The following is a 23,109-nucleotide window of genomic DNA, read 5'->3' as shown; positions in this document are numbered from 1 at the left end:
TATGTCCAGGCGTGGTTTCTCTTTAATAATGTTGTCGCTCTTACTGGCCGGATGCGCAGTGGGGCCGGATTATCAGCAGCCGAAGCCGCAAACGCCGGCGCGCTGGAACGATCCGGGCGATAAAAGTGTCGCCTCGCAAACCGCGCCCCAGGCGGTCAATCCGCGCTGGTGGACGACCTTTAATTCGCCTCAACTTAATAGCCTGATTGAGCGCGCGGTTGCCGGAAATTTGTCACTGCAGCAGACGGTGCTCCGCATCGCCGGCGCGCGTGAGCAGATAAACCAGGCGGGTGGCGCTTTTCTGCCGGCGGTGAACGGCAACCTGCAGGCGACCCGACAGCAACTCGGGCTGGAAGGGGAGCTGAAATCCCATGACGTGTACGGGCAACTGAATAACGTCGACCCGGAAATCTCGGGAGCGTTGGGTGCATTAACCCAGCCCGTCAACCTCTACCAGGGCAGCTTCGATGCGCAATGGGAGCTCGACCTGTGGGGCAAAGTGCGTCGTCAGGTTGAAGCCAGCGCGGCTCAGCAGCAGCAGGCCATTGAGCAGCGCAACGATGCGCTGGTCTCACTGCAGGCGGAGGTGGCACGCGCCTGGCTGCAGCTGCGTGGCGCACAAAGTATCATCAAGACCCTGCAAACCCAGATTGATACCGCACAACAAACGTTTGAGTTGACGGAAAACCGCCAGCGCGGCGGATTGTCACCGCAATTAGATGTGGAAAATGCCCGTGCGCAGGTGGGCAACCTCGAAGCGCAACTGCCGCAGTATCAGGCTCAGGAGCGGCAGGCGATGAACGCCCTGGCGGTGCTGCTGGGCAAACCACCGGGTGCGCTCGACAGTGAATTGCGCGGCAACCAGCCGCTGCCGGCGTTGCCAAAAATCGTGCAGACCGGCATTCCATCGACCCTGGCGCGCCGTCGCCCGGATGTGCGGGAAGCCGAAGCCACCCTGCACGCGGCAACCGCTCAGATTGGCGTCTCGGTGGCGCAGCTTTTCCCCAGCCTGACGCTCAGTGGACAGTTTGGGCTACGTAACAGCGAAACGGACTGGCTGACCGACTGGAGCAGCCACTTTTACAGCTTCGGCCCGCAAATCTCCGTGCCCATTTTCCAGGGGGGCAGACTGGTCTCCAGCGTCAAGCTGGCTCGCGCCCAGCAAGGCGCCGCGGTGCTGAATTATCGTCAGACGGTGCTGGAAGCACTGGGTGATGTGGAAAACGCACTGGTCAGCTACCGCAGCGACCAACAGCGCGAAGCGGGGCTGGAAAAAACCATTGAAGCTCTGCAAAACGCCTTCAATTTAGCCAGCGATAGCTACCGTCAGGGGATCGCGACCTTTATTGATGTGCTGGATGCCCAGCGACAGCTGGCGCAGGCCGAGCAGCAGCGGGCCCAGGCGCGGGTCCAGAGTAGCCTTGATTTAGTGGCGCTGTATAAAGCGCTCGGCGGCGGCTGGGAACCTTATCAGAATGTGCAACTGCCTGAGTACGATGTTTTCGGTGATGCGCCTCGCGGGTAAGGTTCAGAGGTTTAGGCAAGAAACAGACAGGAACCTCACATTCCGGCGAGCCGCGTTTTGCGTATAACTGTTTGCGTCAACCACAGTGAGAGGAGACGCCCCATGCGTTATCAAAAACTCGGCAATACCGGTCTGTTTGTATCTGAATTATGCCTTGGCACCATGACCTTCGGTGGTGAAAGCGGGATGTGGAGTAAAATCGGGCAACTGGATCAGGCGCAAGCGGATAAGCTTGTCGGCAGTGCGCTGGATGCGGGCATTAACTTCATCGATACCGCCAACGTCTATTCTGAAGGCCGCTCCGAAGAGATAACAGGCCAGGCGCTGAGAAACCTGAAAATCCCCCGTGAGAACGTGGTGGTGGCGACCAAAGTCTTTGGTGAAACCGGAACGGCAGGGGTGAACTCGCGAGGCAGCTCGCGCTATCACATCATCGGTAGCGTGAAAGAGAGCCTGAGACGTCTGCAGCTCGATCATATCGATCTCTACCAGTTGCACGGCTTTGACCCGGCAACGCCAATGGAGGAGATGCTTTACGCGCTCGATAACCTCGTGCAGCACGGCCATGTGCGCTACATCGGCGTCTCCAACTGGGCGGCGTGGCAAATCGCCAAAGCGCTGGGCATTTCCGAACGCCTGGGGCTGGCGCGTTTTGCCTCATTGCAGGCTTACTACACCATCGCCGGGCGTGACCTGGAGCGTGAGCTGGTGCCGATGATGCAAAGTGAGAACGTCGGTCTGATGGTCTGGAGCCCGCTGGCGGGAGGCCTGTTAAGCGGTAAATACGGTCGCGACGGGCAGGGCGAGGCGGGCAGTCGCCGTCTGGAATTTGATTTCCCGCCGGTGAATAAAGATCGCGCCTTTGACTGCGTGGATGTGATGCGGGTGATAGCGGAAGCCAAAGGCGTCTCTGTTGCACAAATTGCTCTTGCCTGGCTGCTACACCAGCCGGTAGTGACCAGCGTAATTATCGGGGCTAAACGCCCGGAACAGCTGGATGATAACATTGCAGCCACGACGATTCGCCTGACCGAAGATGAACGACGCCAGCTCGATGCGGTGAGCGCGCTGCCGCGTGAATACCCCGGCTGGATGCTGGAGCGCCAGGGGGAATACCGGCGTAATCAGTTAGCCAAATAACCCCTTCGTTTGCCTGGCCCCGGTGTGCGTTTCAGCCCACCGGGGCTTTTTTTTGTGTTGCCCTTCACCCCGCTATTTTCTCCACGTGAGTCACAAAAAACGATCGTTCTCGTGGCCTGACTTTGCATGCTTGTCTATATGACTAGTCATGAAAATGAAATGACTTTACATGCCAACACGGAGAAGACGAGATGACAAAAACGCTACCGCCGGGCTTTTTATGGGGCAATTCAGTTTCCAGCATGCAGACCGAAGGGGCATGGAACGAGGGCGGGAAGGGGCCGTCCGTGTATGACATCCGCGAAGCCAGTGAGTTTGCTTCCGACTGGAAGGTCGCCACCGATTCCTATCATCGCTACCACGAAGATTTTGACTGTATGCAGGATCTCGGCATGAACTGCTACCGGTTCCAGATTGCATGGAGCCGTGTCTGCCCTGATGGTGAAGGGGAGTTTAATGAAGAGGGGATCGCGTTCTACGATCGCTTCATTAACGATCTCATCGACCGGGGCATTGCGCCGATGATCTGCCTCTACCATTTCGATATGCCGCTGGCGCTGGCGGAGAAATACAACGGCTTTACCGACCGCCGCGTGCTTGATGCCTTTGTACGTTACGGGCAGAAGATGATCGACTGCTTCGGCGACAAGGTGACCTGGTGGCTGACCTTCAATGAACAAAATATTTACCACATGCCTGAGGCGTTTAAAGTCGGTGGCTATCTCAACGGCGAGAAGACCCTGCGCGAGCTGTATCAGATTCAGCACCACGTGATGATGGCGCATGTGCAGCTCACCCAGTATCTGCATGAGACCAAACCGGGCAAGCTGATGGGGGGCATGCTGGCGCACCAGCTGGTCTACCCGGCGACCTGCAAACCGCGCGATGTTTTCTGCGCCCAGCAGTATGACGAATTCCTGAATCAGAACCTGCTGCGGGTGTTTGCCGGTCAGGGCTACAGCCCGGCGGTGATGGCGGTGGTGGAACGCGAAGGTTTTGGCGATATCTATCGGGCTGAAGATTTAACGCTCATCAGCCAGGTGAAAAGTGACTATATGGCCTTCAGCTATTACGCCAGCAAGACGCTGGACAGCGACGCTATCTCCCCCGATGCGCCGGTCAATTATTACCTGCAACAGGGCGACGTGCCTAACCCGCATCTGAAGGCGACGGAGTGGGGCTGGCAGATCGATCCGTTGGGTTTTCGCACCATCATCACCCGTTACTACAACGACTGGCGGCTGCCGGTGTTCCCGATTGAGAACGGCATTGGGGTGATTGAAAGCTGGGATGGGGTTAACCCGATTCAGGATGACTACCGCGTGGCCTATCACCGGGATCACCTGCAAGCGATGAAAGACGCGATTTTTGAAGACGGTGCAGAGGTCATCGGTTATCTCGGCTGGGGGCTTATCGACATTCTCAGCTCGCAGGGCGATATGCGTAAGCGCTACGGGGTGGTCTACGTCAACCGCGAAAATCATGATCTCAAAGATCTAAAACGCATTCCTAAACAGAGCTACGCCTGGCTGAAACAGGTTATTCATACTAACGGGCGCGAAATGTAAAGCGTAAGGCCGCGACTGCCATTCACGGGAGACCATTATGTCTGACTCTAAACAGACCGAAAATACGCCGTCCTTTGTCGACAGGTTTGTCGATTTTTCCGCTCGCCTGGCAGGTCAGGTGCATCTACGATCGCTAAGGGATGCCTTCGCCGCCGTGATGCCCATTTTTATTCTGGCCGGGCTGGCGGTGCTGGTGAATAACGTGGTTTTCCCGTGGATCCTCGAGGGCGAGACGCTGGTGCGTTTTAAAGTCTGGGGCGATGTCATCATCAATGGCACACTGAATATTGCGGCCTTGTTGATTGCGCCTATGACCGCCTGGTCACTGGCGCGCAACCGCAATTTTGATAATCCGGTTTCGGCGGTAGTGATTGCTTTATCGAGTTACATCATGATGATGCCGATGAAGCTGGAGGTGGTGCCGGAGGGCGGCAAAGCGGCAGTGACCGTCGGTCAGATGCTCTCCTTCGGTAATATTGGTTCGACCGGGATTTTCGCCGGGGTTATTATCGGCTTGCTCTCCACCGAGCTGTTTATTCGTGTGGCGAATATCAAAAAGCTGAATATCTCGTTGGGAGAAAATGTGCCCCCGGCGGTGGGCCAGTCGTTCTCAGCGCTGATTCCGACGATTATCACGCTGTCGACCTTCGCCATCGTGGCGGCGCTGTTGGCCAACGTGCTGCATACGGATTTAATCCACCTTATTACCACCCTGATTCAGCAACCGCTGCGGCTGATTAACACCAGCCTGCCAGGCACGCTGTTTATTTACAGCTTCGGTAACTTCCTGTTTACCTTGGGCATCCATCAGTCGGTGGTCAACGGGGTAATACTGGAGCCGTTCCTGCTTATCAACACCAATGAGAATATGATTGCCTTTGCTAACGGGCAGCCGATACCGCATATCATCAACAATATCTTTGTGCCGACCTTTGGCATGATTGGCGGCACCGGCAGTACCCTGTCGTTGCTGTTGGCAATTCTTATTTTCTCAAAACAGAAAGCCGCTAATCAGGTGGCGCGTCTGTCCGTTTCCCCGGGTCTGTTTAACATTAACGAACCGGTGATTTTCGGCCTGCCGATCGTCTTTAACCTGCCGCTGATGATCCCCTTTGTGCTGCTGCCCGCCATCGGTATTTACTTTGCCTGGATCTGCACGACCCTGGGCTGGATGTCAAAATGCGTGGTGATGATCCCCTGGACGACACCGCCGATTTTAAGCGCCTGGCTGGCAACGGCGGGGGACTGGCGAGCGGTGGTCGTTCAGTTGATAATCATCATCTTTGGTGTATTCTTCTACCTGCCTTTCCTCAAAATAGCCGAGAGAGTGGCCTTAAAAAACAATGGCATAACCGAATAAAACTAAGGACAGGCAATGGCGGCGAAATACATTCTTATCGCGCGGGAAATCAAACAGCGGATCCTCAGCCAGCGTTACGGCGCGAGTGACCCCTTGCCTGACCAGTTTGCCCTTGCGGCAGAGTTTAATACCAGCCGGATGACCATTCAGCAGGCGATGCGCCAGCTCATTGTGGAAGGGCTGGTCTATACCCGCCAGGGGCAGGGCACCTTTATTCGCAAAAACTTTCTCCAGCTCAGCCGTTGGGATCTGCCGGGGAGTGATTACTATGGCGCGACAAAAACCTGGGAGCACGTGGGCCAGGTGACGAGCAAGATTATCAAGTTTGAGCTGCGCTTCCCGACGGAAAAAGAGCAGGCCTCGCTGCTGGTGGGGCCAGACGACCCGGTATATGACTTTATCCGTCTGCGGCTGCTGGAGGGTGAACCGATGTCGCTGGAGTTTACCCTGATGCCGGTGAATCTGGTGCCGGGGTTGAATAAATCCCATCTTGAAAGTTCAGTATTCAGCTATGTACAGGAATCCCTGGCGTTGAAAATCATGGGTTCGTACCGTGTGGTACGAGCGCTGAAGCCGGGCGAAGAAGATAAAAAGTACCTGAACTGTGAAGAGACCGATCCGGTGCTGGAGGTGGAGCAGGTGATTTATCTGGAGGATGGTACGCCGCTGGAGTATGCCCATTGCCACTACCGCTACGATCACGGTGGCGTGATTGTGGTGAATAACGGATAAAAAAAAGCGGGTCTCAGACCCGCTTTTTTAGGGTGTACATGCTGCTTAGTTCAGACGTACCGGCATACCGGAACGGTTCTGGATGGCCTGCTCAACAATGCTTTGATCGACGTCAGACTGGCTGGTCACGCTCTGGACGCTTTTGGTCAACGAGATCGGCACGATTTCACCTTCGTTGAACTGCTCTTCCGTGGTGGACAGCGGGTTATGGACTTCTACATAACGTGAACCGTCTGGCTCGGTGGTCGCTTTTACCGGCTCATCAATGAACTGAACGCGGGTGCCGACCGGCACGTTTTCGAACAGGAATTTGATGTCGTCATTACGCAGACGCACGCAGCCGTGGCTCACGCGCAGACCGATACCGAAGTTGGCGTTGGTGCCATGAATAGCATACAGACGGCCGATGTAGAGCGCATACAGACCCATCGGGTTATCCGGGCCAGCCGGTACAACCGCAGGCAGCGGCTCGCCAGCGGCAATGTATTCAGCGTGCATTTTGGCCGTCGGAGTCCAGGTCGGACCTGCTTTCTTACGTTCAACTTTGGTGGTCCAGTTAATCGGGGTGTCTTTACCCAACTGGCCGATACCGATAGGCAGCACGATGACGGTGTTCGTGCCTTTCGGGTAGTAATAGAGGCGCATTTCAGCACTGTTAATCACGATACCTTCATGCACAGTATCCGGCAGAATCAGCTGCTGCGGGATGTTCATCACCGTACCGCCTTTCGGCAGGAAGGCATCAATACCCGGGTTGGCTTCCGTCATGTTGGAAAGACCCATCTGGTACTCCGCCGCAAAGTACTCCAGCGGCTGGGTATTGCCTTCTGGGATCGTCACGACCTGGTTCTGGCCGACAAGACGACTGCCATCGGTTGGCAGCGGGTAAGTAACAGCAGACGCGGTATTACAAAAGCCTACGACGGCAAACGCCGCCGCTAAAAGCGTTTTTATTTTCATGTTCATGTTGTGCGAGATTCGTGCCACAGGCCGTTGGGTTAATAATGCTTTCTATTGATGGGAGCGCATTATATGTGCATTCCCCCGCGCAGGGAATTCGGATGTGTACTAAATCACACTTTTTTCCCGTTGCTTTCATTTTAGCCCTGCGTTTCGAAGCAGGAATCTAATTCGGAATTGTGGCATAATAGGGTGTTTGTCACACATTTCAGGATACTTCCGTGTTAGTAACCAGCAACGTCACCATGCAGTTCGGCAGCAAGCCGCTCTTTGAAAACATTTCCGTCAAATTTGGCGGCGGCAACCGTTACGGCCTGATCGGCGCTAACGGAAGCGGTAAATCCACCTTTATGAAAATCCTCGGCAGCGACTTAGAGCCTACGCTGGGGAACGTCTCGCTCGATCCTAACGAGCGTATCGGTAAGCTGCGCCAGGATCAGTTTGCCTTCGAAACCTTCACCGTTCTCGATACCGTGATCATGGGTCATGGCGAGCTGTGGGAAGTGAAACAAGAGCGCGACCGCATTTACAGTCTGGCCGAAATGAGCGAAGAAGATGGCTACAAAGTGGCCGATCTCGAAACGCAGTATGGCGAGATGGACGGTTACTCTGCCGAAGCGCGCGCGGGCGAACTGCTGCTGGGCGTCGGTATCCCGGTAGAACAACATTACGGCCTGATGAGTGAAGTCGCTCCGGGCTGGAAGCTGCGTGTCCTGCTGGCTCAGGCGCTGTTCTCTAACCCGGACATCCTGCTGCTCGATGAACCGACGAACAACCTGGACATCGACACTATCCGCTGGCTGGAGCAGACGCTCAACGAGCGTGAAAGCACCATGATCATCATTTCGCACGACCGTCACTTCCTGAACATGGTGTGCACCCACATGGCGGATCTGGACTACGGCGAGCTGCGCGTTTACGCCGGTAACTACGACGAGTACATGACCGCTGCCACCCAGGCGCGTGAACGTCTGCTGGCCGACAACGCCAAGAAAAAAGCGCAGATTGCTGACCTGCAATCCTTCGTTAGCCGCTTTAGCGCCAACGCCTCAAAGTCTCGCCAGGCCACTTCACGTGCGCGTCAGATTGATAAAATCAAACTGGATGAGGTGAAAGCCTCCAGCCGTCAGAACCCGTTCATCCGTTTCGAGCAGGATAAGAAACTGTTCCGTAACGCGCTGGAAGTAGAAGCGCTGACCAAAGGCTTTGACAACGGCCCGCTGTTTAAAAACTTCAACCTGATGATGGAAGTGGGCGAAAAAATTGCCATTATCGGTGCGAACGGCGTGGGTAAATCCACCATGCTGAAAACCCTGGTCGGCGAACTTGCCCCGGACCACGGCACCGTGAAATGGTCTGAAAATGCGCAAATTGGCTACTACGCGCAGGACCATGCCGACGATTTCGATAACGATCTGTCCGTGTTTGACTGGATGAGCCAGTGGAAGCAGGAGGGCGACGATGAGCAGGTGGTTCGTGGTTTCCTCGGCCGCCTGCTGTTCAGCCAGGACGATATCAAGAAACCGGCTAAGGTGCTCTCTGGCGGTGAAAAAGGGCGCATGCTGTTCGGCAAGCTGATGATGCAAAAGCCTAACATTCTGATCATGGATGAACCGACCAACCACCTGGATATGGAATCCATTGAGTCGCTGAACATGGCGCTGGAGATGTATCAGGGCACCCTGATTTTCGTCTCCCATGACCGTGAGTTCGTCAGCTCGCTGGCGACCCGTGTGATTGAAATTACCCCAGAAAAAGTGGTCGACTTCAGCGGTAACTACGAAGATTACCTGCGCAGCAAAGGTATCGATAACTAATTTCCCGTCGTCTTTCACGCTGCAGATGCGTTGGCTTCACCTGTTCACCCCGGTCACTTACTTATGTAAGCTCCCGGGGATTCACAGGTTTGCCGCCTTCCTGCAACGCGAGATACTTAGGGAAAGACGTGTTGCTTCTGTTCCCTCTCCCGGTGGGAGAGGGAGAGGGTGAGGGTGAAAGAAGTGTTGCTTCTGTTCCCTCTCCCGGTGGGAGAGGGTGAGGGCATCAGGCCGCACTACAACACCCATTCACCCCTTTCTTCGCCATTCACCAGTAATTTACGTTTCTCACCCGCCGGTAACGACACCTTCAGCGCTTTCCACGCTGGACGATAATCCCCGCGTGCGTTGATCTTCAGGTTAATGCTTGCGCCGTCACACACCATCTCCCACTCCAGCCATAACGCATTACCCTTCTGGTAACCCCAGCTTTCGCCGTCGTCCTCGAACAGCAGGCCAGACGTGGCGCCAACCCCTTTTACCGGGAACAGCTTAAGCTCGCGCGTATCGTCTTTTTCAACTGACACATGCTTTATGCGTTCACTGAGCGGCAAGCCGGCACCCCCTCTCACCATTAACGGCAGTTTTTCCAGCGGTGCATCGCGCACAATCCACTGGCCGCCGGAGAACCATTCATGGGTGTAAAAATCGTACCAACCCGTTTCGTTTTCAGGCAGCCAGAGGCGGCGCTCACGTTGCCCCGGCTCTACCACGCTGGCGACCAGAATATCGCGGCCAAGCAGGAAATCGTCACACTCCTCAAAGGTCTGCGGGTCGTGCTCGTGGTCGAGGAAGGTTGGGCGCAGCATCGGTTCATCGTCAGCATGTGCCTGCCAAAGCAGCGTATAAAGATACGGCAACAAGCGATAACGAAGTTCAATCGCACTGCGGATAGCCGGTGTCACGCCCGGATACATCCAGGGCTCATTCACCGTGCGATCGTCATTCCACGAGTGAATAGTAAAGCGCGGATGCATCACGCCGTTTTGCACCCAGCGCACAAAGAGTTCAGCATCAGGCTTATCACCGGAAAAACCACCGACATCATGGCCGACGTTAAACAGCCCCGACAAACTCATGCCCAGCCCCATTCGCGTGTTGTAACGCAGCGTGTCCCAGTTGGTGCGGTTATCGCCGCTCCATGTCTGCACATAGCGCTGCATCCCGGCACAACCGGAGCGCGAAATCAGATACGGACGCTTTTGCGGCGCAAAGCGTTGTTGGGCTTCCAGCGAGGCGCGCATCATCAGCAGCGGCATCACCGGGCGAATATGCTTAATGGCGATCTCTTGCCCGAAGCCGTGGCAGCGGGCCTCGCCGTCCCAGACTTCAAACTCATTGTTATCGTTCCAGGTGGCGTCGATGCCCATTTCCAGCAGTTGGGTGGTCACCCCTTGCTGCCACCACTGCACCGTCTGCGGGTTGGTAAAGTCGAGGTGCGAACCTTCGTCATCCCAGAAGCTTGAGCGTTCTGGCGCATCGATTTCTGAATCACGGATGAAAAGACCGCTTTCCGCCACTTCGCTGTAGCGCGGATGATCCTGCAACAGGCAGGGTTTGATATTTGCGGCCAGTTTTAGCCCGGCATCGTGGAAGGCCTGACTCATCACCTTTGGCTGCGGCACTTTGTCATAGTTCCAGTTAAAGACGTAGCGCTTGCCGTTGATCGAGGTGTAGCCCGAAGAGAGCTGGAATGAATCGCAGGGAATGGCATGCTCTTCGCACAGGCGAATAAAGTTCATCAACTGGTTTTGCGCGTCCGGCGCATCGGTGTAATGCATGGTTGAGCCGCTGTAGCCCAGGCTCCACTTTGGTCCAAACAGGGTTTTCCCCGTCAGGCGAACAAAGGCTTTGGTGACATCCAGCGCTCGTGCACCGGTGAACATGTAGTAATCGATGTCACCCGCTTCGGCCTGCCAGCGGCGATAGGCGGTGTGATAGTTATCGATTTCATTGCCCAGATCCAGCCAGCAACTGCTGAGGTTGTCGTAAAACAGGCCGTAGCTGATGTCATCCCGCCGGGTCAGCGTGAAGGGAATGTGCTTGTACAGCGGGTCGGTACTGGCTGCGTTATAGCCCATGGCGTCGAGGTTGCGCATCTCATAGCGCTGCCCGGTACGCTGCAAATTACCTGCTTTCTCCCCCAGCCCGTAGAAGCGTTCCTCTTTTTTACGGCTGAGATAATGCGCAACACCATCGCCGTGGGCATTGATCAAGTAAGCGCTGGTGGGCCTGTCGCCGGCCAGCCATTGCCACTCCCCGGCATCGTTGCGGTAGTGCCACTCCAGCCACAGGGGGTGATGGATGGTCACCCGCAGTTGGTCGGTGGCGACAGTTAAACCCTCATCGTGCTGTTCCAGCGTCCAGTCCGGGCAGGAAAAACCGCTCACATCTTCACGGTCTCGGCCCTCCCAGGGAACATCCTGCGCCGGGGCGATGCTCCAGGTTCTGTTCAGAGCCAGCTCCCCTTTGCGTTTTACCAGCACACGGAACAGGCTGTTTTCCAGAACGTAGACACATAACGTGTGTTGTTGGTCGACACACAGCTCAACGTGGTGCGCGGCCTGCTTTTGCAGCGTCCAGTTTTTTAAGATTTTCATTGCAACTCTCCCTTATCAGGCGCGTTTTGCGCGACGTTCAGCAATAAATGACACCAGGAAAATGGCCCCAATCAGGTCAAAGAAGCCCATGGCGATAAACAACGGATTAAAGCCAATTTTGTCGGCGGTGACGCCTATCAGCAGTGAGAAGAGGAAGCTTGCGATCCACGCCGCCGAACCGCGCATGCCGTTGACGGTCGCCATCTGGCCTTTATCAAAAGATTCCACCACCAGCGCGCTCAGCATGCAGGAGATAATCTGGTGACCAAATCCACCAATCGAAATCAGGGCAATGGTGATGTAAGGGTCGCGGGTGAGGGCGACAACGCCCAACGAGATCATTAAGAATGCCCCGGTCACTGAGCTTGCTACCACTGAATTCACCCGGGAGCAGCCAAACCAGCGGACATACAATTTGGTGAGATAACCGCTGGCAACGCTACCCAGATCGGCGGCGAGGAACGGCAGCCAGGCAAACATGGCAATCTGTTTCAGATCCATGCCATGCTCTTTTGCCAGGTACAGCGGCACCCAAAAGCTCAGCACCGCCCACGCGGGTTCGGCCATAAATGCCGGAATGGCAATGCCGTAGAAGCGTTTGTTTTTTGAGACCGTCTTCAGGGCGGTAAAGAAGGGGAGCTTCACCGCCGGTGGCTCGTTGTCCTGATTGATAAACGCCAGCTCGTCTTTGCTCAGGTTCGGGTGTTTATCCGGGTTGTGGTAAAACACCCACCACAGCACCACCCACATCAGCGCGAGAAAGCCGGTAAACATAAACGCACCCTGCCAGCCAAAGGAGGCATGGGCAAAATAGATGATCGGCGGGGCGAGCATGGCTCCAATAGAGAACCCCACGCCTGCCCAGCCTGCGGCGACGGGACGTTCGGATTTTGGGAACCACTCTCCGAGGGTTTTAGCGTTGGCGGGTGTCGCTGCCGCTTCTGAGGCCCCCATGGTGAAGCGTAAAATAGCCAGTTGCAGCCAACTGCCCGCCCCGGCATGCGCGATACAGGCAATGGCCCAGATCGTTGCGCAGACCATAAAGCCCACTTTGAGGCCAATCACATCGATTAACCATCCGCATAACGGCTGGAACAGGGTATAGGCTAGCTGGAAGGCACCGACTATCCAGGAGTACTGCTCGGTGGTTATCCCCATGCTGGTTTTCAGCTCGGGGGCGAGGATGCCCAGTGAGTTTCGGGTAATGTAGTTTACCGTTACCCCCAGTAAAAACAGGACCAGCACCCACCAGCGTAAGTTCTTGACGATTCGGCGGCTTTTCGCTGCCACCCCTTCTGTATTGTTGATTCCCTGGCTCATTCTTTTCTCCGCACACCGTTCTGTAGGGAAGTCGTGGCGGCCATTTATTTGTTATACCGAAATGGCTCGCGTGAGGATTTTTTTGTCGTTCAGGTCTTTACTTTTCATACAACTAGTATGGAAGTTGTACGACACATTTACGGTATGGGAGAAAAACAGACTGCCAAAGTGGAATTTGTGCAAGGATTCTCACCGACAGGTAAAATTTTTAGGCATTATCATTTTTGAGCCAGTATTCATGGGTATTATATTTCATGAAAATTTTCCCACGACGGAAACGGAGCAAGATCACAGAATGGATAAAAAGCTAAAAATCGCCGAAATTGCCCAACGCACTAACCTGTCGACCAGCACAGTTTCCCGTGTGCTGGCCGGTAAGGCCAACACCAGCGAAGCTGCCCGAAAGCGGGTGCTCGCCTGTGCCCGTGACATGGGGGTCATGGAGGGAATGGCCGCAGGTCGCCTGTTGCTTAACAATCTGGTGGTTTTTGCTCCGCAGCGGGCGTTTGATGAGCGCTCCGATATCTTTTACTACCGGGTTATTCAGAGCATCAACAAAGCACTGGATTCCCATGAAGTGCGACTGCGTTACTGCGCGTTGGAAGAGCTCGACAGCGATGCCAATCATTTTATTGAGCGGATGAATTTGCCGGAGACGCAGGCGGCGATCCTGTTGGGTATCGACGATCCGCATATCCACGAGCTGGCGGCGGATTTTGGCAAACCCTGCGTGCTGATTAACTGTCGGGATAAACGCATGCGCCTGCCTTCGGTGGCGCCGGATCACCGGACGATCGGCGAATTTGCTGCCGACTATCTGTTTGATCTCGGGCATCGCGATGTCGTGACCGTGATGTGCTTACGTCGTTACACCATGGATCTTCGTCTGGCGGGGATCAAAGCGGCATGGCAGGCGCGCAATTTACGTTTTCAGAGTAAGCGGGACCTGATCACTGTCCCCAGTTTTGGGGCCATGGACGCGCAGGCGCGGGTGGGGGAATGGCTCGACGATCCGGCGCATAAATCTCCGCCGACGGCATTTCTGGTAGGCAGCGATTTTATGGCAGAAGGAACGGTTCGCGCTCTGCAACAGCGCGGCCTGCGCGTGCCACAGGATGTCTCGGTGATGAGCATTGATGCCTTTAATCTTGCTGCCATTCAGGATGTCCCCCTGACTGCCGTGCATGTGCCGCGCGATGAATTAGGAACTGAAGCCGTGCAGCTTTTACAACAGCGACTGATTCGCCCACACGCGCCGGTAGGATCGTTACTGCTGAACGGGACGCTGGTGGTGCGGGAATCAGTACGGCGGATACGCCCGGGAATGCGACGTTCCGCCGTGGAAAGTGAGGGATTATATGACGTTTAGCGGCTCATCCCCAACGCCCGTTTACCGTAATCATTCAGATCCGCTACCGTGAAGCGGTTTTGCCAGTGAGCTTCATAGTCCTCACGTGGGAAATCACCGGGTGACGCGCCGTTCTCCAGCGCCACTTTTACTTTACGGGCGTAGGCAAGGTTTTTCTCACACATCGGAGCGGCGGGAATATACATCACGTTGCCCCAGCCCTGCTGATCGTTAACCGGGGCCACGGAGTGGATCACATCGCAATGCCACCAGACCGAATCGCCGGCTTCCAGCGCCGGAATGGAGGTCAACGCTTCGATCAATAAGGGATGCCACTGCTCAGAGATGGGCAGAACGCGGCCCGGTGCCACACCGCACAGTTCATCTTCTGGTACATCGTCCAGCAGTGGACGCAACAGGATATAAGCCATCGCCTCCGGAATCGGCACCACGTGCAGCAACCCCTGGCCTGGGATCATGTCGGAGAGGGCCGTCCAGCCCTGGAAGGTACGGAACACGGAGCATTTCGTGGTGTTGTCCACCGTGTACTCTTCCACCTCCGTGCGGTGTGCTGCATCCCAGGGATCGTACGCGTCCACCTTGCCGTTAAAGACGCTGGCGAAAACGCGCTGGTAGGCCGGTAGCAGCCAGCGCTCCAGCGCGCCGGAATCGGTATGCGCACCCAGACCTTTCGAGGTGGTGCCAGGTGGACGACGACGAATACGGTCAGGGTAAATCACGCTTACATCCGGGTCGAACCACTGTTTTCCTTCGCTTTCAAAACGCCACAGACGATTAAGGAAAGATTGCACGGTGGCCATTTCGTTGCTTTGACGCGCCTGCATTTGCGCCTGCGACCAATAAATGGGGTAGATTTCAGGACGTGAGGCGTCCAGGGTGCCAAAGAAGCTGTCGCCTGGTCCTTTATAGACGTCGTCAAAATGGTTTTGATCCAGGTAAGCCATCATCTGCTGATCCCAGCCTAACGCCTTCTCGCGGGGAAAATGGCCTTTGATCACCGCACACCCACGGCGCCTGACTGCTGCCCGCTGCGTCTCGGTAATCTTACCGGCGGCCAGGTCCGCAAAAGGAATCACCGGCCAGATGGCCTCGCCGCTGGCTTTCAGTGCATTAATCTCTGCCACCCGCTCATGGATGCGTGCATGGAGAGCGTCAAAGACCGCCTGCACATCGCCAATCTGTTGACGCAGCGCCTGCTTCATCTGGCGGATCGCTTGTTTGTGGTCGGCGGGTAGTGTTTCGCTGGTGAACGTCATAATGACCTCGCAATCTTTCATTCGAAAGTTATAAATCTTACATATGACAATTTAAGTTAAAAATAAGTTAATGCAAGTTTAAAAAGTTGATGGAGAGCACAAAGCGGGAAAGAAGAGGCTTCAGGAGGACCAGGGGAGATGCAGGAAAAGGAAAACAGGCCGGAGCAGCCGCTCCGGCACGACGATCAGTTGAACGGTGCGCTGCCGTCAAGGACGGCCTGAATCACGTTCAGTGCGCCCTGATGGTTATTATCATCAGTACGGTGACGAGCAATCGCTTTAATGGCCTCGCCGGCATTGCCCATAGCAAAGGAGAAATCGGTCATGCGCAGCATTTCTGCATCATTGCCGCTGTCGCCAATGGTCACACATGCTTGCGGGGTAAGGTGCCAGCGCTTGAGCAGACGCGTAATCCCGTTGGCTTTGTGCAGGCCAGGAATGATGAGATCCACAAAACCAAAGCCGCTGGTCACAGGCTTCATAATGCCGTCGAGCGAGACGTGGAGCTTATCAATGAGCTGCGGGATTTCACTGTCCGGTAAATTCAGTGAGAATTTAAACAAAGTGTCATCAATCTGGTGATAATCACTGACGCGCTGCAGGCGGTGATAATGTTTTGCCATCAGGTCGACGAAGGCGTCCGGGGCGTTTTCGCTGACGTAAGCGCTGTTGAGACCACAGGCCACAAAATTAAGCCCTTTGTCTTTGAGCAATTCGCCGATAACGACCTGCGCTTCGTGACGGGTGAGCTCTCCATGGAACAATTGCTGGCCGTGCTCGTATACCAGCGCGCCGTTTTCTGCCACAAAGGAGATCTGGTCTTTCAGCTCAGGGAAGAAGGAAATGAGCTGATAGTACTGATTGCCGCTGGCCACGACGAATTCAATATCACGCTGTTTAAGCTGGCTGAACTGGGTCATAAAACGATCGCGGTCATACTGCTTGGCGTCGTCCAGAAAGGTTCCGTCCATGTCTGTGACGATAACTTTCACGGTCATACATAAGCTCCTGGAATATGTTTCACCAGTAACATTGTAATAACAGTGTGACCTGCAGCACAAATTTATTTCGAATGAAAGTGAGGAGGAAGCATATGAGCAGCGAATTACATGCTCGAGGTGCAGTGTCTGGTGGGTGGGAATAGCGGTGAAATGCGGCGCTGAGGGTCATTCCGTTCACTTTATGTTCCTTGCTTTTCTGTCACACCAGAACCCGTGAACGTGCCAGGGTGGTTCACCGCCACCACCCTGGCGACCCGGGCTCCCGGCCAGGAAAATCGCCGCTGGCGCGGCACACTCAGCTTATGCCTTCAGGCTTATCGGGGACGGGCGAAGGTAACCTCCCTGTAAAGTCGCCCTCGCCGCGCATCCCTGCGCGTCGCCCCGGCCTTACGGATACGCTTCGTCGATTTTCAGCCGGACCCAGTCATCGCTTTAACTGTTGTGTTCTCATGGCGCAGTGTTATCGCTGTAAAACGTAAGATTACTGGGGATCCCTCAGCGCTCAAGGGAGAGGGAACTGCACCGAGCTGCCTTTCTCCCTCCGTGGATGAGGGAATCGCACCGAGCTGCCTTTCTCCCTCCGTGGATGAGGGAATCGCACCGAGCTGCCTTTCTCCCTCTCCCTGTGGGAGAGGGCAGGGGTGAGGGCATCAGAGCGCAGAGGAACCCAGCGTTACAGCGTATGCTCAGTACGGGCAATAATATCGTCCTGCGCATCCGGTGACAGCGCGGTAAAGAACGCGGAATAGCCCGCTACGCGCACCACCAGATCGCGATACCGATCCGGGTGTTTTTTCGCTTCTACCAGCGTCTCACGCGAAACAATGTTGTACTGAATATGCCAGCCTTTATGATCCTCAAAGAACGTCCGCAGCAGCATCATCAGTTTTTCGCGATCGCTGTCATTCTCGAGCGTTGCCGGGTTCAGTTTCTGATTGAGCAACACCCCGCCGAGAATGGAACCGGTCGGCAATTTCCCCACGGAACCAATGACCGCCGTCGGGCCAAGATGGTCTGTTCCTGAAGCCGGGCTTGCCCCTTCTGCCAGCGGCGTCTTCGCCTTGCGCCCATCTGGTGTGGCCATGGTAGCCGCGCCAAAGGGCACATTGGCTGATATAGAGGATGTTCCCGCATAATAGGTGCCGCCAATCGGGCCGCGACCATAACGTGGATTACGGTAATTTTTCAGCTCATCAATGTAGGTCTGGTAGGCGCGTGCCAGCAGGTTATCCACGCTGTCATCATCATTGCCGTACTTTGGCGCACCGTTGATTAAGCGCTGACGCAGCTGTTCATGGGTTAATCCTTCAAAGTCTGCTGCCAGGGCTTCTGCCAGCTGCTGCTGCCCGATAGCGCCCTGTTCAAAGACCAGTTTTTTCACCGCCGCCAGCCCGTTACCAAGGTTAGCGATCCCCACCTGAAGACCGGAAACCCAGTCGTATTTCGCACCGCCCTGTTTGATGCTTTTCGCCCGCTCGATACAGTCGTCCACCAGCGCTGAACACAAAATGTCGTGCACGTTCTCTTCCAGCATGGTGTCGACAACGTACTCAATCTCAATGGATTTACGGGTGTAATAGCGAATCTGGGTATCCCAGTCGGCAAGCATCTCTTCGAATGAGGCGAAGTTGCCTTTTGACAGCGCATGTTGCTGGGGCAGGAAGACCTTGCCGCTGGTGGCGTCGCGTCCGCCTTCCATCGCTGCCAACATCACGCGGGCAAAGTTAATAAAACTCATACCGGTGCAACGATAGCCCCATTTGCCGCCGACGGCGGTTTCGATGCAGCCAATGGCCGCATAGTCCCAGGCGTCCTGCGGTTCAATGCCGAGCTTAATAAATTCCGGGATGACGATTTCATCATTGTTAAAGGCAGGCATACCAAAGCCGCAGCGGATGACCTGCACACAGGCATCGAGGAAGTCGTTGCTCATTCCGGCATGGTAACGCACGCTGAGATTGGGTTGCGTGGAGCGCAGGCGGCCACAGGATTCGAGGATCGCATACGAGAGGGGATTCACTGCATCCATGGCTTTGCCGTTCACCAGATGTTGCCCGCCGATAGTTACGTTCTGGTAGAGCGGGCTCCCGGCGGAGGCTTTGGAGTGAGAGCCGGAACGAATTTTGTTAACTTCCAGCAGCTTCAGCCAGCAGCCGTGCAGCATTTCAATCGCCTGCTCACGGTCGAGGGACTGATTCAGCTCCACATCGCGACGATAGAACGGGTAGAGATACTGGTCCATACGCCCGAACGAGACCGAGTGCCCGTTCGACTCAATCTGCAAAATCAGTTGAATGAAGTAGCACAGCTGCAGCGCCTGCCAGAAGGTTTTTGGCGGCTCATGGGCAATCACATCACAGTTTTCTGCAATAGCCAGCAGTTCATCGCGGCGGCTCTCGCGGGTTTCAGCGCGGGCCATCTGACGAGCCAGGTCGGCGAAACGTTCCATGTGCAGGCTGACCGCCTCCAGCACGATATCAATGGCTTTCAGGAACTGCTCGCCATGTAAATCTTCCAGCGCGGTCAGATTAATGCGTGAACGGCGTTCGTCTACTTTGTGGCGCAGACCATCCAGCCCTTTTTCCAGCAACAACGGGAAGTTCACCGCCAGGTGTGCGTCGCCGGAGGTCATGTTGCCTTCGGCCTTGATGATGCCGGTTTCCAGCAGGGCTTTTTGCTCATCGGTAAACATGCCGTAGCAGCGATCCTGCACCGTCTGCCCTCGCCACCAGGGACAGATGTCGTGCAGCACCCGTTTATTCTCTTCACTGACTGCGAAACCGGCTCCTGGACGATCCGCCAGGTCATCAATCTCTTTTTCAATCCACGACACGGTGTATTCCGGGAAGATGGGGGCGGCGCGCACTTCGCTTGCCTGATTGCCGACAATCAGCTCGTCGTGTTTGATCCAGATAGTCCGTGCAGCCAGATGGTGTGCCAGCGCCAGGGCGCGACGCACCGGAATGGGCTTGTCCATATGCGCACGATACATCTCAGTGTAGTGCTGCGCGCGCTCGGTACACACCGGCGGTTTAACAATGTGTACCAGCGCGTTTTTATGCGCTTTGATGCGTTCGGTCAGGGTGGTCAGTTGCAGAGTGGTCATGGCGTTATCCTCGTAAGGTGGCGGTGAGTCCTTTCTGGCGGGCGTAATCCTGGGCAAATGCCAGTAACGCGGGCGCATCAAGCGGCTTGCCCGGCGCGGTGTAGGGTTGATTGAGCAGGGTGTATTTGTTCATGCCTAATGTGTGATACGGCAAAAAATGGATCTCGCGGACGTTGAGTTCGTCAGCGGCGAAGCGGGTTATGTCGGTAATGGATTGTTCGTCGGCGTTGAAGCCTGGGATCAACGGCACGCGGATAGTCATCTGCTTCCCGGCCTGGGCCAGACGCCTGAGGTTGTCCAGCACGCGTCTGGCGCTACCGTCGGTCCACTGTTTGAAGGTTTTGCTGTCGACGTGTTTCAGGTCTGCGAGGAAGAGATCCACATAGGGCAATGACGGTTCAATGTAATGCCATGGCACATGCAGGCAGGTTTCCACAGCGGTGTGAATGCCCTGTTCGTGGCTCGCCCTGAACAGCGCGAGGGCAAGATCCGGGTGCATAAACGGTTCGCCACCGGACAGGGTAATGCCGCCGCCGCTGCGGGTGTAGAAGGCTTTGTCACGCAGCACTGTCGCCATGATCTCCTCGACGGACTGCGTCTCGCCGCAGACCGTCAGTGCCTGGGTCGGACAGCAGTCGGTGAGGGTATCCAAATCTGATTCGCTGAGTCTGTCGCGCTGGATCAACAGACCGTTAAGTGCGCGAGTGATTGCCGTTGGCGCTGCCTGTTGGCAAAGGTCACACCCTTCCAGACACAAGCGGGCATCAAACAGCACTTCGCGACCCCGCGCCCGGCTTTCCGGGTTCTGGCACCAGCGGCAGCCAAGAGAGCAGCCTTTCAGGAACACCACGGTGCGTATACCGGGGCCGTCGTGGGTGGAGTAGCGCTGAATATTGAAAATCATGGGGTATCCTCATATTGCGTATGAAGATTAAATTACTTTCGAATGAAAGTTAAATTGATGGGGATCAACTCCCTGGCAGGTAATGTCTCGTCAGTGTGAAAGCGTGTGTGAGGTCACATATTGAAAGGAGAGGTGAGGGGGGAGGTGCGCGTTGATGCCCTCACCCCGGCACGTTCACGGGTTCTGGCGTGACAGAAAAGCAAGGAACATAAGGTGAACGGAATGGCCCTCAGAGCCGCATGATTCCCCCCTAACCCCGGTCCTGTTAACCTCCACACACCTCACACTCAGGATTGCGCATCAGCTTCATCTCTCTGAACTGGCAGGTCAGCGCATCGTACATCACGATTTTGCCTACGGCGGGCGTCCCATAATGCGTTAACACCTTGATGGCCTCCATCGCCTGTAATGAACCGATGATGGCCACCAGCGGGGCCATCACGCCGGCTTCCACACAGGTTAACGCATTGTCGCCAAACAGCCGGCTCAGGCAGCGGTAGCAGGGTTCGCCTTCGCCCCAGGTAAAGACACTGATTTGCCCCTCCATGCGAATAGCCGCCCCGGAAACCAACGGAACCTTGTGCGCAAAACATCCGGCGTTGAGTTGGTTACGGATGGTCACATTGTCGGTGCAGTCCAGCACCAGGTCGTGAGCGGCAATCTGCGCAAACAGCGCTGGCTCATCGAGCAGCGCATTGAGGGTATCGAGCTGAACGAGAGGGTTGATGCGGGCAAGGCTTGCCTTCGCCGATGCCACTTTCGGCTGCCCAATTGTGGCATCGCTGTGCAGCGTCTGGCGCTGGAGATTGGAGAGCGCGACGGTGTCAAAATCCAGCAGCGTCATCTGGCCCACGCCTGCGGCGGCCAGGTATTGCGCCGCCGCGCAGCCAAGACCGCCTAAACCGACGACCAGAACGCGTGACGCTTTCAGTCTCTCCTGGCCCTCAAAATCAAATCCACGCAGGATAATCTGCCGATTGTAGCGCAGCATTTCCGCATCGCTCAGCGCTTCCACGATTAACCTCCGAACAGATGATTAAAGGTCTCGACCTCGACCCACTCACCCACCTCAACGTTGCCGCGTTCGCGCTCCAGCACGATAAAGCAATTACCGAGGCTAAATGAGGTGAAGATATGTGAACCTTGTGGGCCGGTGGTGCTGACGGTCAGCTCGCCGTTCTCATCACGGCTGAGCACGCCGCGCTGGAAATCAAGACGCCCGGGACTTTTCTTCAGTCGCGTGGCGGCGCGGGCGCGCAGACGCACTGGCAACGGGTTATCAGTGTTACCGCTCAGTTTTGCCAGTAATGGCTGCACCAGCTGATAGAAGGTGAGGGCGGCTGAAACCGGATTGCCCGGCAGGCCACAGAACCAGCTGTTTTGCAGGCGACCAAAAGCAAAAGGTTTCCCTGGTTTGATGGCCAGTTTCCAGAAGGTGATTTCGCCCAGTTCGTCGAGCATCGCCTTGGTGTAATCCGCTTCACCCACGGAGACGCCGCCGGAGCTTAATACCACGTCAGCCTGCTGGTCGGCGGCGATAAAGGTTTCGCGCAGCTGCGCCGGGGAATCAGGGATGATGCCAAGGTTAATCACCTCGCAGCCCAGTTGTTCGAGCATCAAATGCACCGCCAGACGGTTGGTGTCATAGATTTGCCCGTCGGCCAGCGGTTGCCCTGGCAGCTGTAACTCATCGCCGGTGGAGAACAGGGCGACGCGGATTTTGCGCACCACCTTCACCTCAGGGATGCCCAGCGAAGCCAGCACCGGCAGCTCTGCGGCGGTCAGTTTAGTGCCTGCTGTAAACACTACCGCACCGCTACGGATGTCTTCGCCGAGGTAGCGAATGTTTTGCCCGGCGCGCACGCTGGCGGTAAAACGTACGCCTGCGTCGGTCGCCTCGGTCTCTTCCTGCATCACCACCGCTTCGCAGCCTTGAGGAACCGGCGCGCCAGTCATGATGCGCACGCAGGTGCCGGTCGGCCATTCGCCGTTAAAAGGTTGTCCGGCAAACGCCTTGCCTGCCACGGGTAACGGTTTACCGCTGTCGATGTCCGCCATACGTACCGCATAACCGTCCATCGCGGCGTTATCAAAACCCGGCACATTCAGGGGAGAAATCACATCCTGCGCCACGACGCGACCAAAACAGGCCAGCAGCGGCAAGGTTTCACTTTGTTCAAGTGGGGTAATGGCCGACAGCATTTGAGCCATGGCCGAATCGAGAGGGATCAGGCCCGCAGTGTGTTCCATGGTGCGCTCCAGTCATACGGATGAAAGGGGCCATTATGGCAAAAAGTCCCCTCCGCTGCATGTACTCCTCCCGAGCGAGAATGCGACGGGTGCTTTACATAGCTGTAACGTCTTTCTATATTCAAAAATTGTATGAAGTTGTGACGACGATAATGATATTTATAGAAAAAGCAGCAAGCTACCTGACCGGGCGATGAAAAA

Annotated in this window: 16 protein-coding genes; 7 read left to right on the top strand and 9 right to left on the bottom strand. The window is 55.8% G+C overall.

What is annotated here, in order from left to right:
• Position 1: 1 nt before the first annotated feature.
• The 5 genes from ACUY4Q_RS16130 (at position 2) to ACUY4Q_RS16110 (ending at position 6,325) form a co-directional block, all read left to right on the top strand.
• Positions 2-1,525 carry an efflux transporter outer membrane subunit gene (locus ACUY4Q_RS16130; RefSeq protein WP_458043743.1) on the top strand — a complete coding sequence of 508 codons (1,524 nt, stop codon included), beginning with the start codon at positions 2-4 and terminating at the stop codon, positions 1,523-1,525.
• Positions 1,526-1,627: 102 nt separating this feature from the next.
• Positions 1,628-2,665, top strand: coding sequence for an aldo/keto reductase (locus ACUY4Q_RS16125; RefSeq protein ID WP_458043742.1), 1,038 nt, complete (start codon positions 1,628-1,630; stop codon positions 2,663-2,665).
• Positions 2,666-2,856: 191 nt separating this feature from the next.
• A complete protein-coding gene (locus ACUY4Q_RS16120; protein ID WP_458043741.1) occupies positions 2,857-4,233 on the top strand; it encodes a glycoside hydrolase family 1 protein in 1,377 nt (458 codons plus the stop codon).
• A 37-nt stretch (positions 4,234-4,270) separates the two neighbouring features.
• Positions 4,271-5,593, top strand: a complete 1,323-nt coding sequence (locus tag ACUY4Q_RS16115) for a PTS sugar transporter subunit IIC (protein ID WP_458043740.1) — start codon at positions 4,271-4,273, stop codon at positions 5,591-5,593.
• A gap of 15 nt (positions 5,594-5,608) precedes the next feature.
• Positions 5,609-6,325, top strand: a complete 717-nt coding sequence (locus tag ACUY4Q_RS16110; RefSeq protein ID WP_458043739.1) for a GntR family transcriptional regulator — start codon at positions 5,609-5,611, stop codon at positions 6,323-6,325.
• Between the two features lie 45 nt (positions 6,326-6,370).
• Here ACUY4Q_RS16110 and ldtB read toward each other — a convergent pair whose 3' ends face one another.
• A complete protein-coding gene (ldtB, locus tag ACUY4Q_RS16105) occupies positions 6,371-7,291 on the bottom strand; it encodes a L,D-transpeptidase (RefSeq protein ID WP_458043738.1) in 921 nt (306 codons plus the stop codon).
• Positions 7,292-7,506: 215 nt separating this feature from the next.
• Here ldtB and ACUY4Q_RS16100 point away from each other — a divergent pair, with 215 nt between their 5' ends.
• Positions 7,507-9,102: an ABC-F family ATPase gene (locus ACUY4Q_RS16100; protein WP_458043737.1), complete on the top strand. Its 1,596-nt coding sequence runs from the start codon at positions 7,507-7,509 to the stop codon at positions 9,100-9,102.
• Between the two features lie 236 nt (positions 9,103-9,338).
• On the opposite strand, the gene ACUY4Q_RS16095 is transcribed toward ACUY4Q_RS16100, so the two are convergent.
• Both ACUY4Q_RS16095 and ACUY4Q_RS16090 read right to left on the bottom strand, forming a co-directional pair.
• The gene (locus ACUY4Q_RS16095; RefSeq protein ID WP_458043736.1) at positions 9,339-11,702 is read right to left on the bottom strand and encodes a glycoside hydrolase family 31 protein; all 2,364 of its coding nucleotides are present in this window, start codon (positions 11,700-11,702) and stop codon (positions 9,339-9,341) included.
• A gap of 15 nt (positions 11,703-11,717) precedes the next feature.
• The gene (locus ACUY4Q_RS16090) at positions 11,718-13,022 is read right to left on the bottom strand and encodes an MFS transporter (protein ID WP_458043735.1); all 1,305 of its coding nucleotides are present in this window, start codon (positions 13,020-13,022) and stop codon (positions 11,718-11,720) included.
• 295 nt (positions 13,023-13,317) lie between these two features.
• Between ACUY4Q_RS16090 and ACUY4Q_RS16085 the strand changes: the two genes are divergently transcribed.
• Positions 13,318-14,391, top strand: a complete 1,074-nt coding sequence (locus ACUY4Q_RS16085; RefSeq protein WP_458043734.1) for a LacI family DNA-binding transcriptional regulator — start codon at positions 13,318-13,320, stop codon at positions 14,389-14,391.
• Here the strand turns inward: ACUY4Q_RS16085 and ACUY4Q_RS16080 are convergent.
• From ACUY4Q_RS16080 to moeA, 6 genes are all read right to left on the bottom strand, one after another.
• A complete protein-coding gene (locus tag ACUY4Q_RS16080) occupies positions 14,388-15,647 on the bottom strand; it encodes a DUF1479 domain-containing protein (RefSeq protein ID WP_458043733.1) in 1,260 nt (419 codons plus the stop codon). The genes ACUY4Q_RS16085 and ACUY4Q_RS16080 overlap by 4 nt on opposite strands.
• A 185-nt stretch (positions 15,648-15,832) precedes the next feature.
• A complete protein-coding gene (locus tag ACUY4Q_RS16075) occupies positions 15,833-16,645 on the bottom strand; it encodes a Cof-type HAD-IIB family hydrolase (protein ID WP_458043732.1) in 813 nt (270 codons plus the stop codon).
• 676 nt (positions 16,646-17,321) lie between these two features.
• Complete coding sequence (locus ACUY4Q_RS16070) at positions 17,322-19,754, bottom strand: formate C-acetyltransferase/glycerol dehydratase family glycyl radical enzyme (RefSeq protein ID WP_458043731.1); 2,433 nt, start codon at positions 19,752-19,754, stop codon at positions 17,322-17,324.
• A 4-nt stretch (positions 19,755-19,758) separates the two neighbouring features.
• Positions 19,759-20,658 carry a glycyl-radical enzyme activating protein gene (locus tag ACUY4Q_RS16065; protein ID WP_458043730.1) on the bottom strand — a complete coding sequence of 300 codons (900 nt, stop codon included), beginning with the start codon at positions 20,656-20,658 and terminating at the stop codon, positions 19,759-19,761.
• Positions 20,659-20,923: 265 nt separating this feature from the next.
• Complete coding sequence (gene moeB, locus ACUY4Q_RS16060; RefSeq protein WP_458047364.1) at positions 20,924-21,676, bottom strand: molybdopterin-synthase adenylyltransferase MoeB; 753 nt, start codon at positions 21,674-21,676, stop codon at positions 20,924-20,926.
• Complete coding sequence (moeA, locus tag ACUY4Q_RS16055; RefSeq protein WP_458043729.1) at positions 21,676-22,908, bottom strand: molybdopterin molybdotransferase MoeA; 1,233 nt, start codon at positions 22,906-22,908, stop codon at positions 21,676-21,678. Before moeA ends, moeB begins: the two co-directional genes overlap by 1 nt.
• Positions 22,909-23,109: the final 201 nt, after the last annotated feature.

This window comes from Phytobacter cepae (genome assembly GCF_054165735.1).
The sequence above is the reverse complement of the archived record's forward strand: the minus strand, read 5'-3'. Positions and strand labels throughout refer to the sequence as shown.

Bases quoted from the DNA above. Each gene is read 5' to 3' on its own strand.
- ACUY4Q_RS16120 (WP_458043741.1), top strand. From the start codon at position 2,857: ATGACAAAAACGCTACCGCCGGGCTTTTTATGGGGCAATTCAGTTTCC.
- ACUY4Q_RS16080 (WP_458043733.1), bottom strand. From the start codon at position 15,647: ATGACGTTCACCAGCGAAACACTACCCGCCGACCACAAACAAGCGATC.
- ACUY4Q_RS16075 (WP_458043732.1), bottom strand. From the start codon at position 16,645: ATGACCGTGAAAGTTATCGTCACAGACATGGACGGAACCTTTCTGGAC.
- ACUY4Q_RS16130 (WP_458043743.1), top strand. From the start codon at position 2: ATGTCCAGGCGTGGTTTCTCTTTAATAATGTTGTCGCTCTTACTGGCC.
- ACUY4Q_RS16095 (WP_458043736.1), bottom strand. From the start codon at position 11,702: ATGAAAATCTTAAAAAACTGGACGCTGCAAAAGCAGGCCGCGCACCAC.
- ldtB (WP_458043738.1), bottom strand. From the start codon at position 7,291: ATGAACATGAAAATAAAAACGCTTTTAGCGGCGGCGTTTGCCGTCGTA.
- ACUY4Q_RS16090 (WP_458043735.1), bottom strand. From the start codon at position 13,022: ATGAGCCAGGGAATCAACAATACAGAAGGGGTGGCAGCGAAAAGCCGC.
- ACUY4Q_RS16115 (WP_458043740.1), top strand. From the start codon at position 4,271: ATGTCTGACTCTAAACAGACCGAAAATACGCCGTCCTTTGTCGACAGG.
- ACUY4Q_RS16110 (WP_458043739.1), top strand. From the start codon at position 5,609: ATGGCGGCGAAATACATTCTTATCGCGCGGGAAATCAAACAGCGGATC.
- moeA (WP_458043729.1), bottom strand. From the start codon at position 22,908: ATGGAACACACTGCGGGCCTGATCCCTCTCGATTCGGCCATGGCTCAA.
- ACUY4Q_RS16065 (WP_458043730.1), bottom strand. From the start codon at position 20,658: ATGATTTTCAATATTCAGCGCTACTCCACCCACGACGGCCCCGGTATA.
- ACUY4Q_RS16070 (WP_458043731.1), bottom strand. From the start codon at position 19,754: ATGACCACTCTGCAACTGACCACCCTGACCGAACGCATCAAAGCGCAT.
- ACUY4Q_RS16085 (WP_458043734.1), top strand. From the start codon at position 13,318: ATGGATAAAAAGCTAAAAATCGCCGAAATTGCCCAACGCACTAACCTG.
- ACUY4Q_RS16125 (WP_458043742.1), top strand. From the start codon at position 1,628: ATGCGTTATCAAAAACTCGGCAATACCGGTCTGTTTGTATCTGAATTA.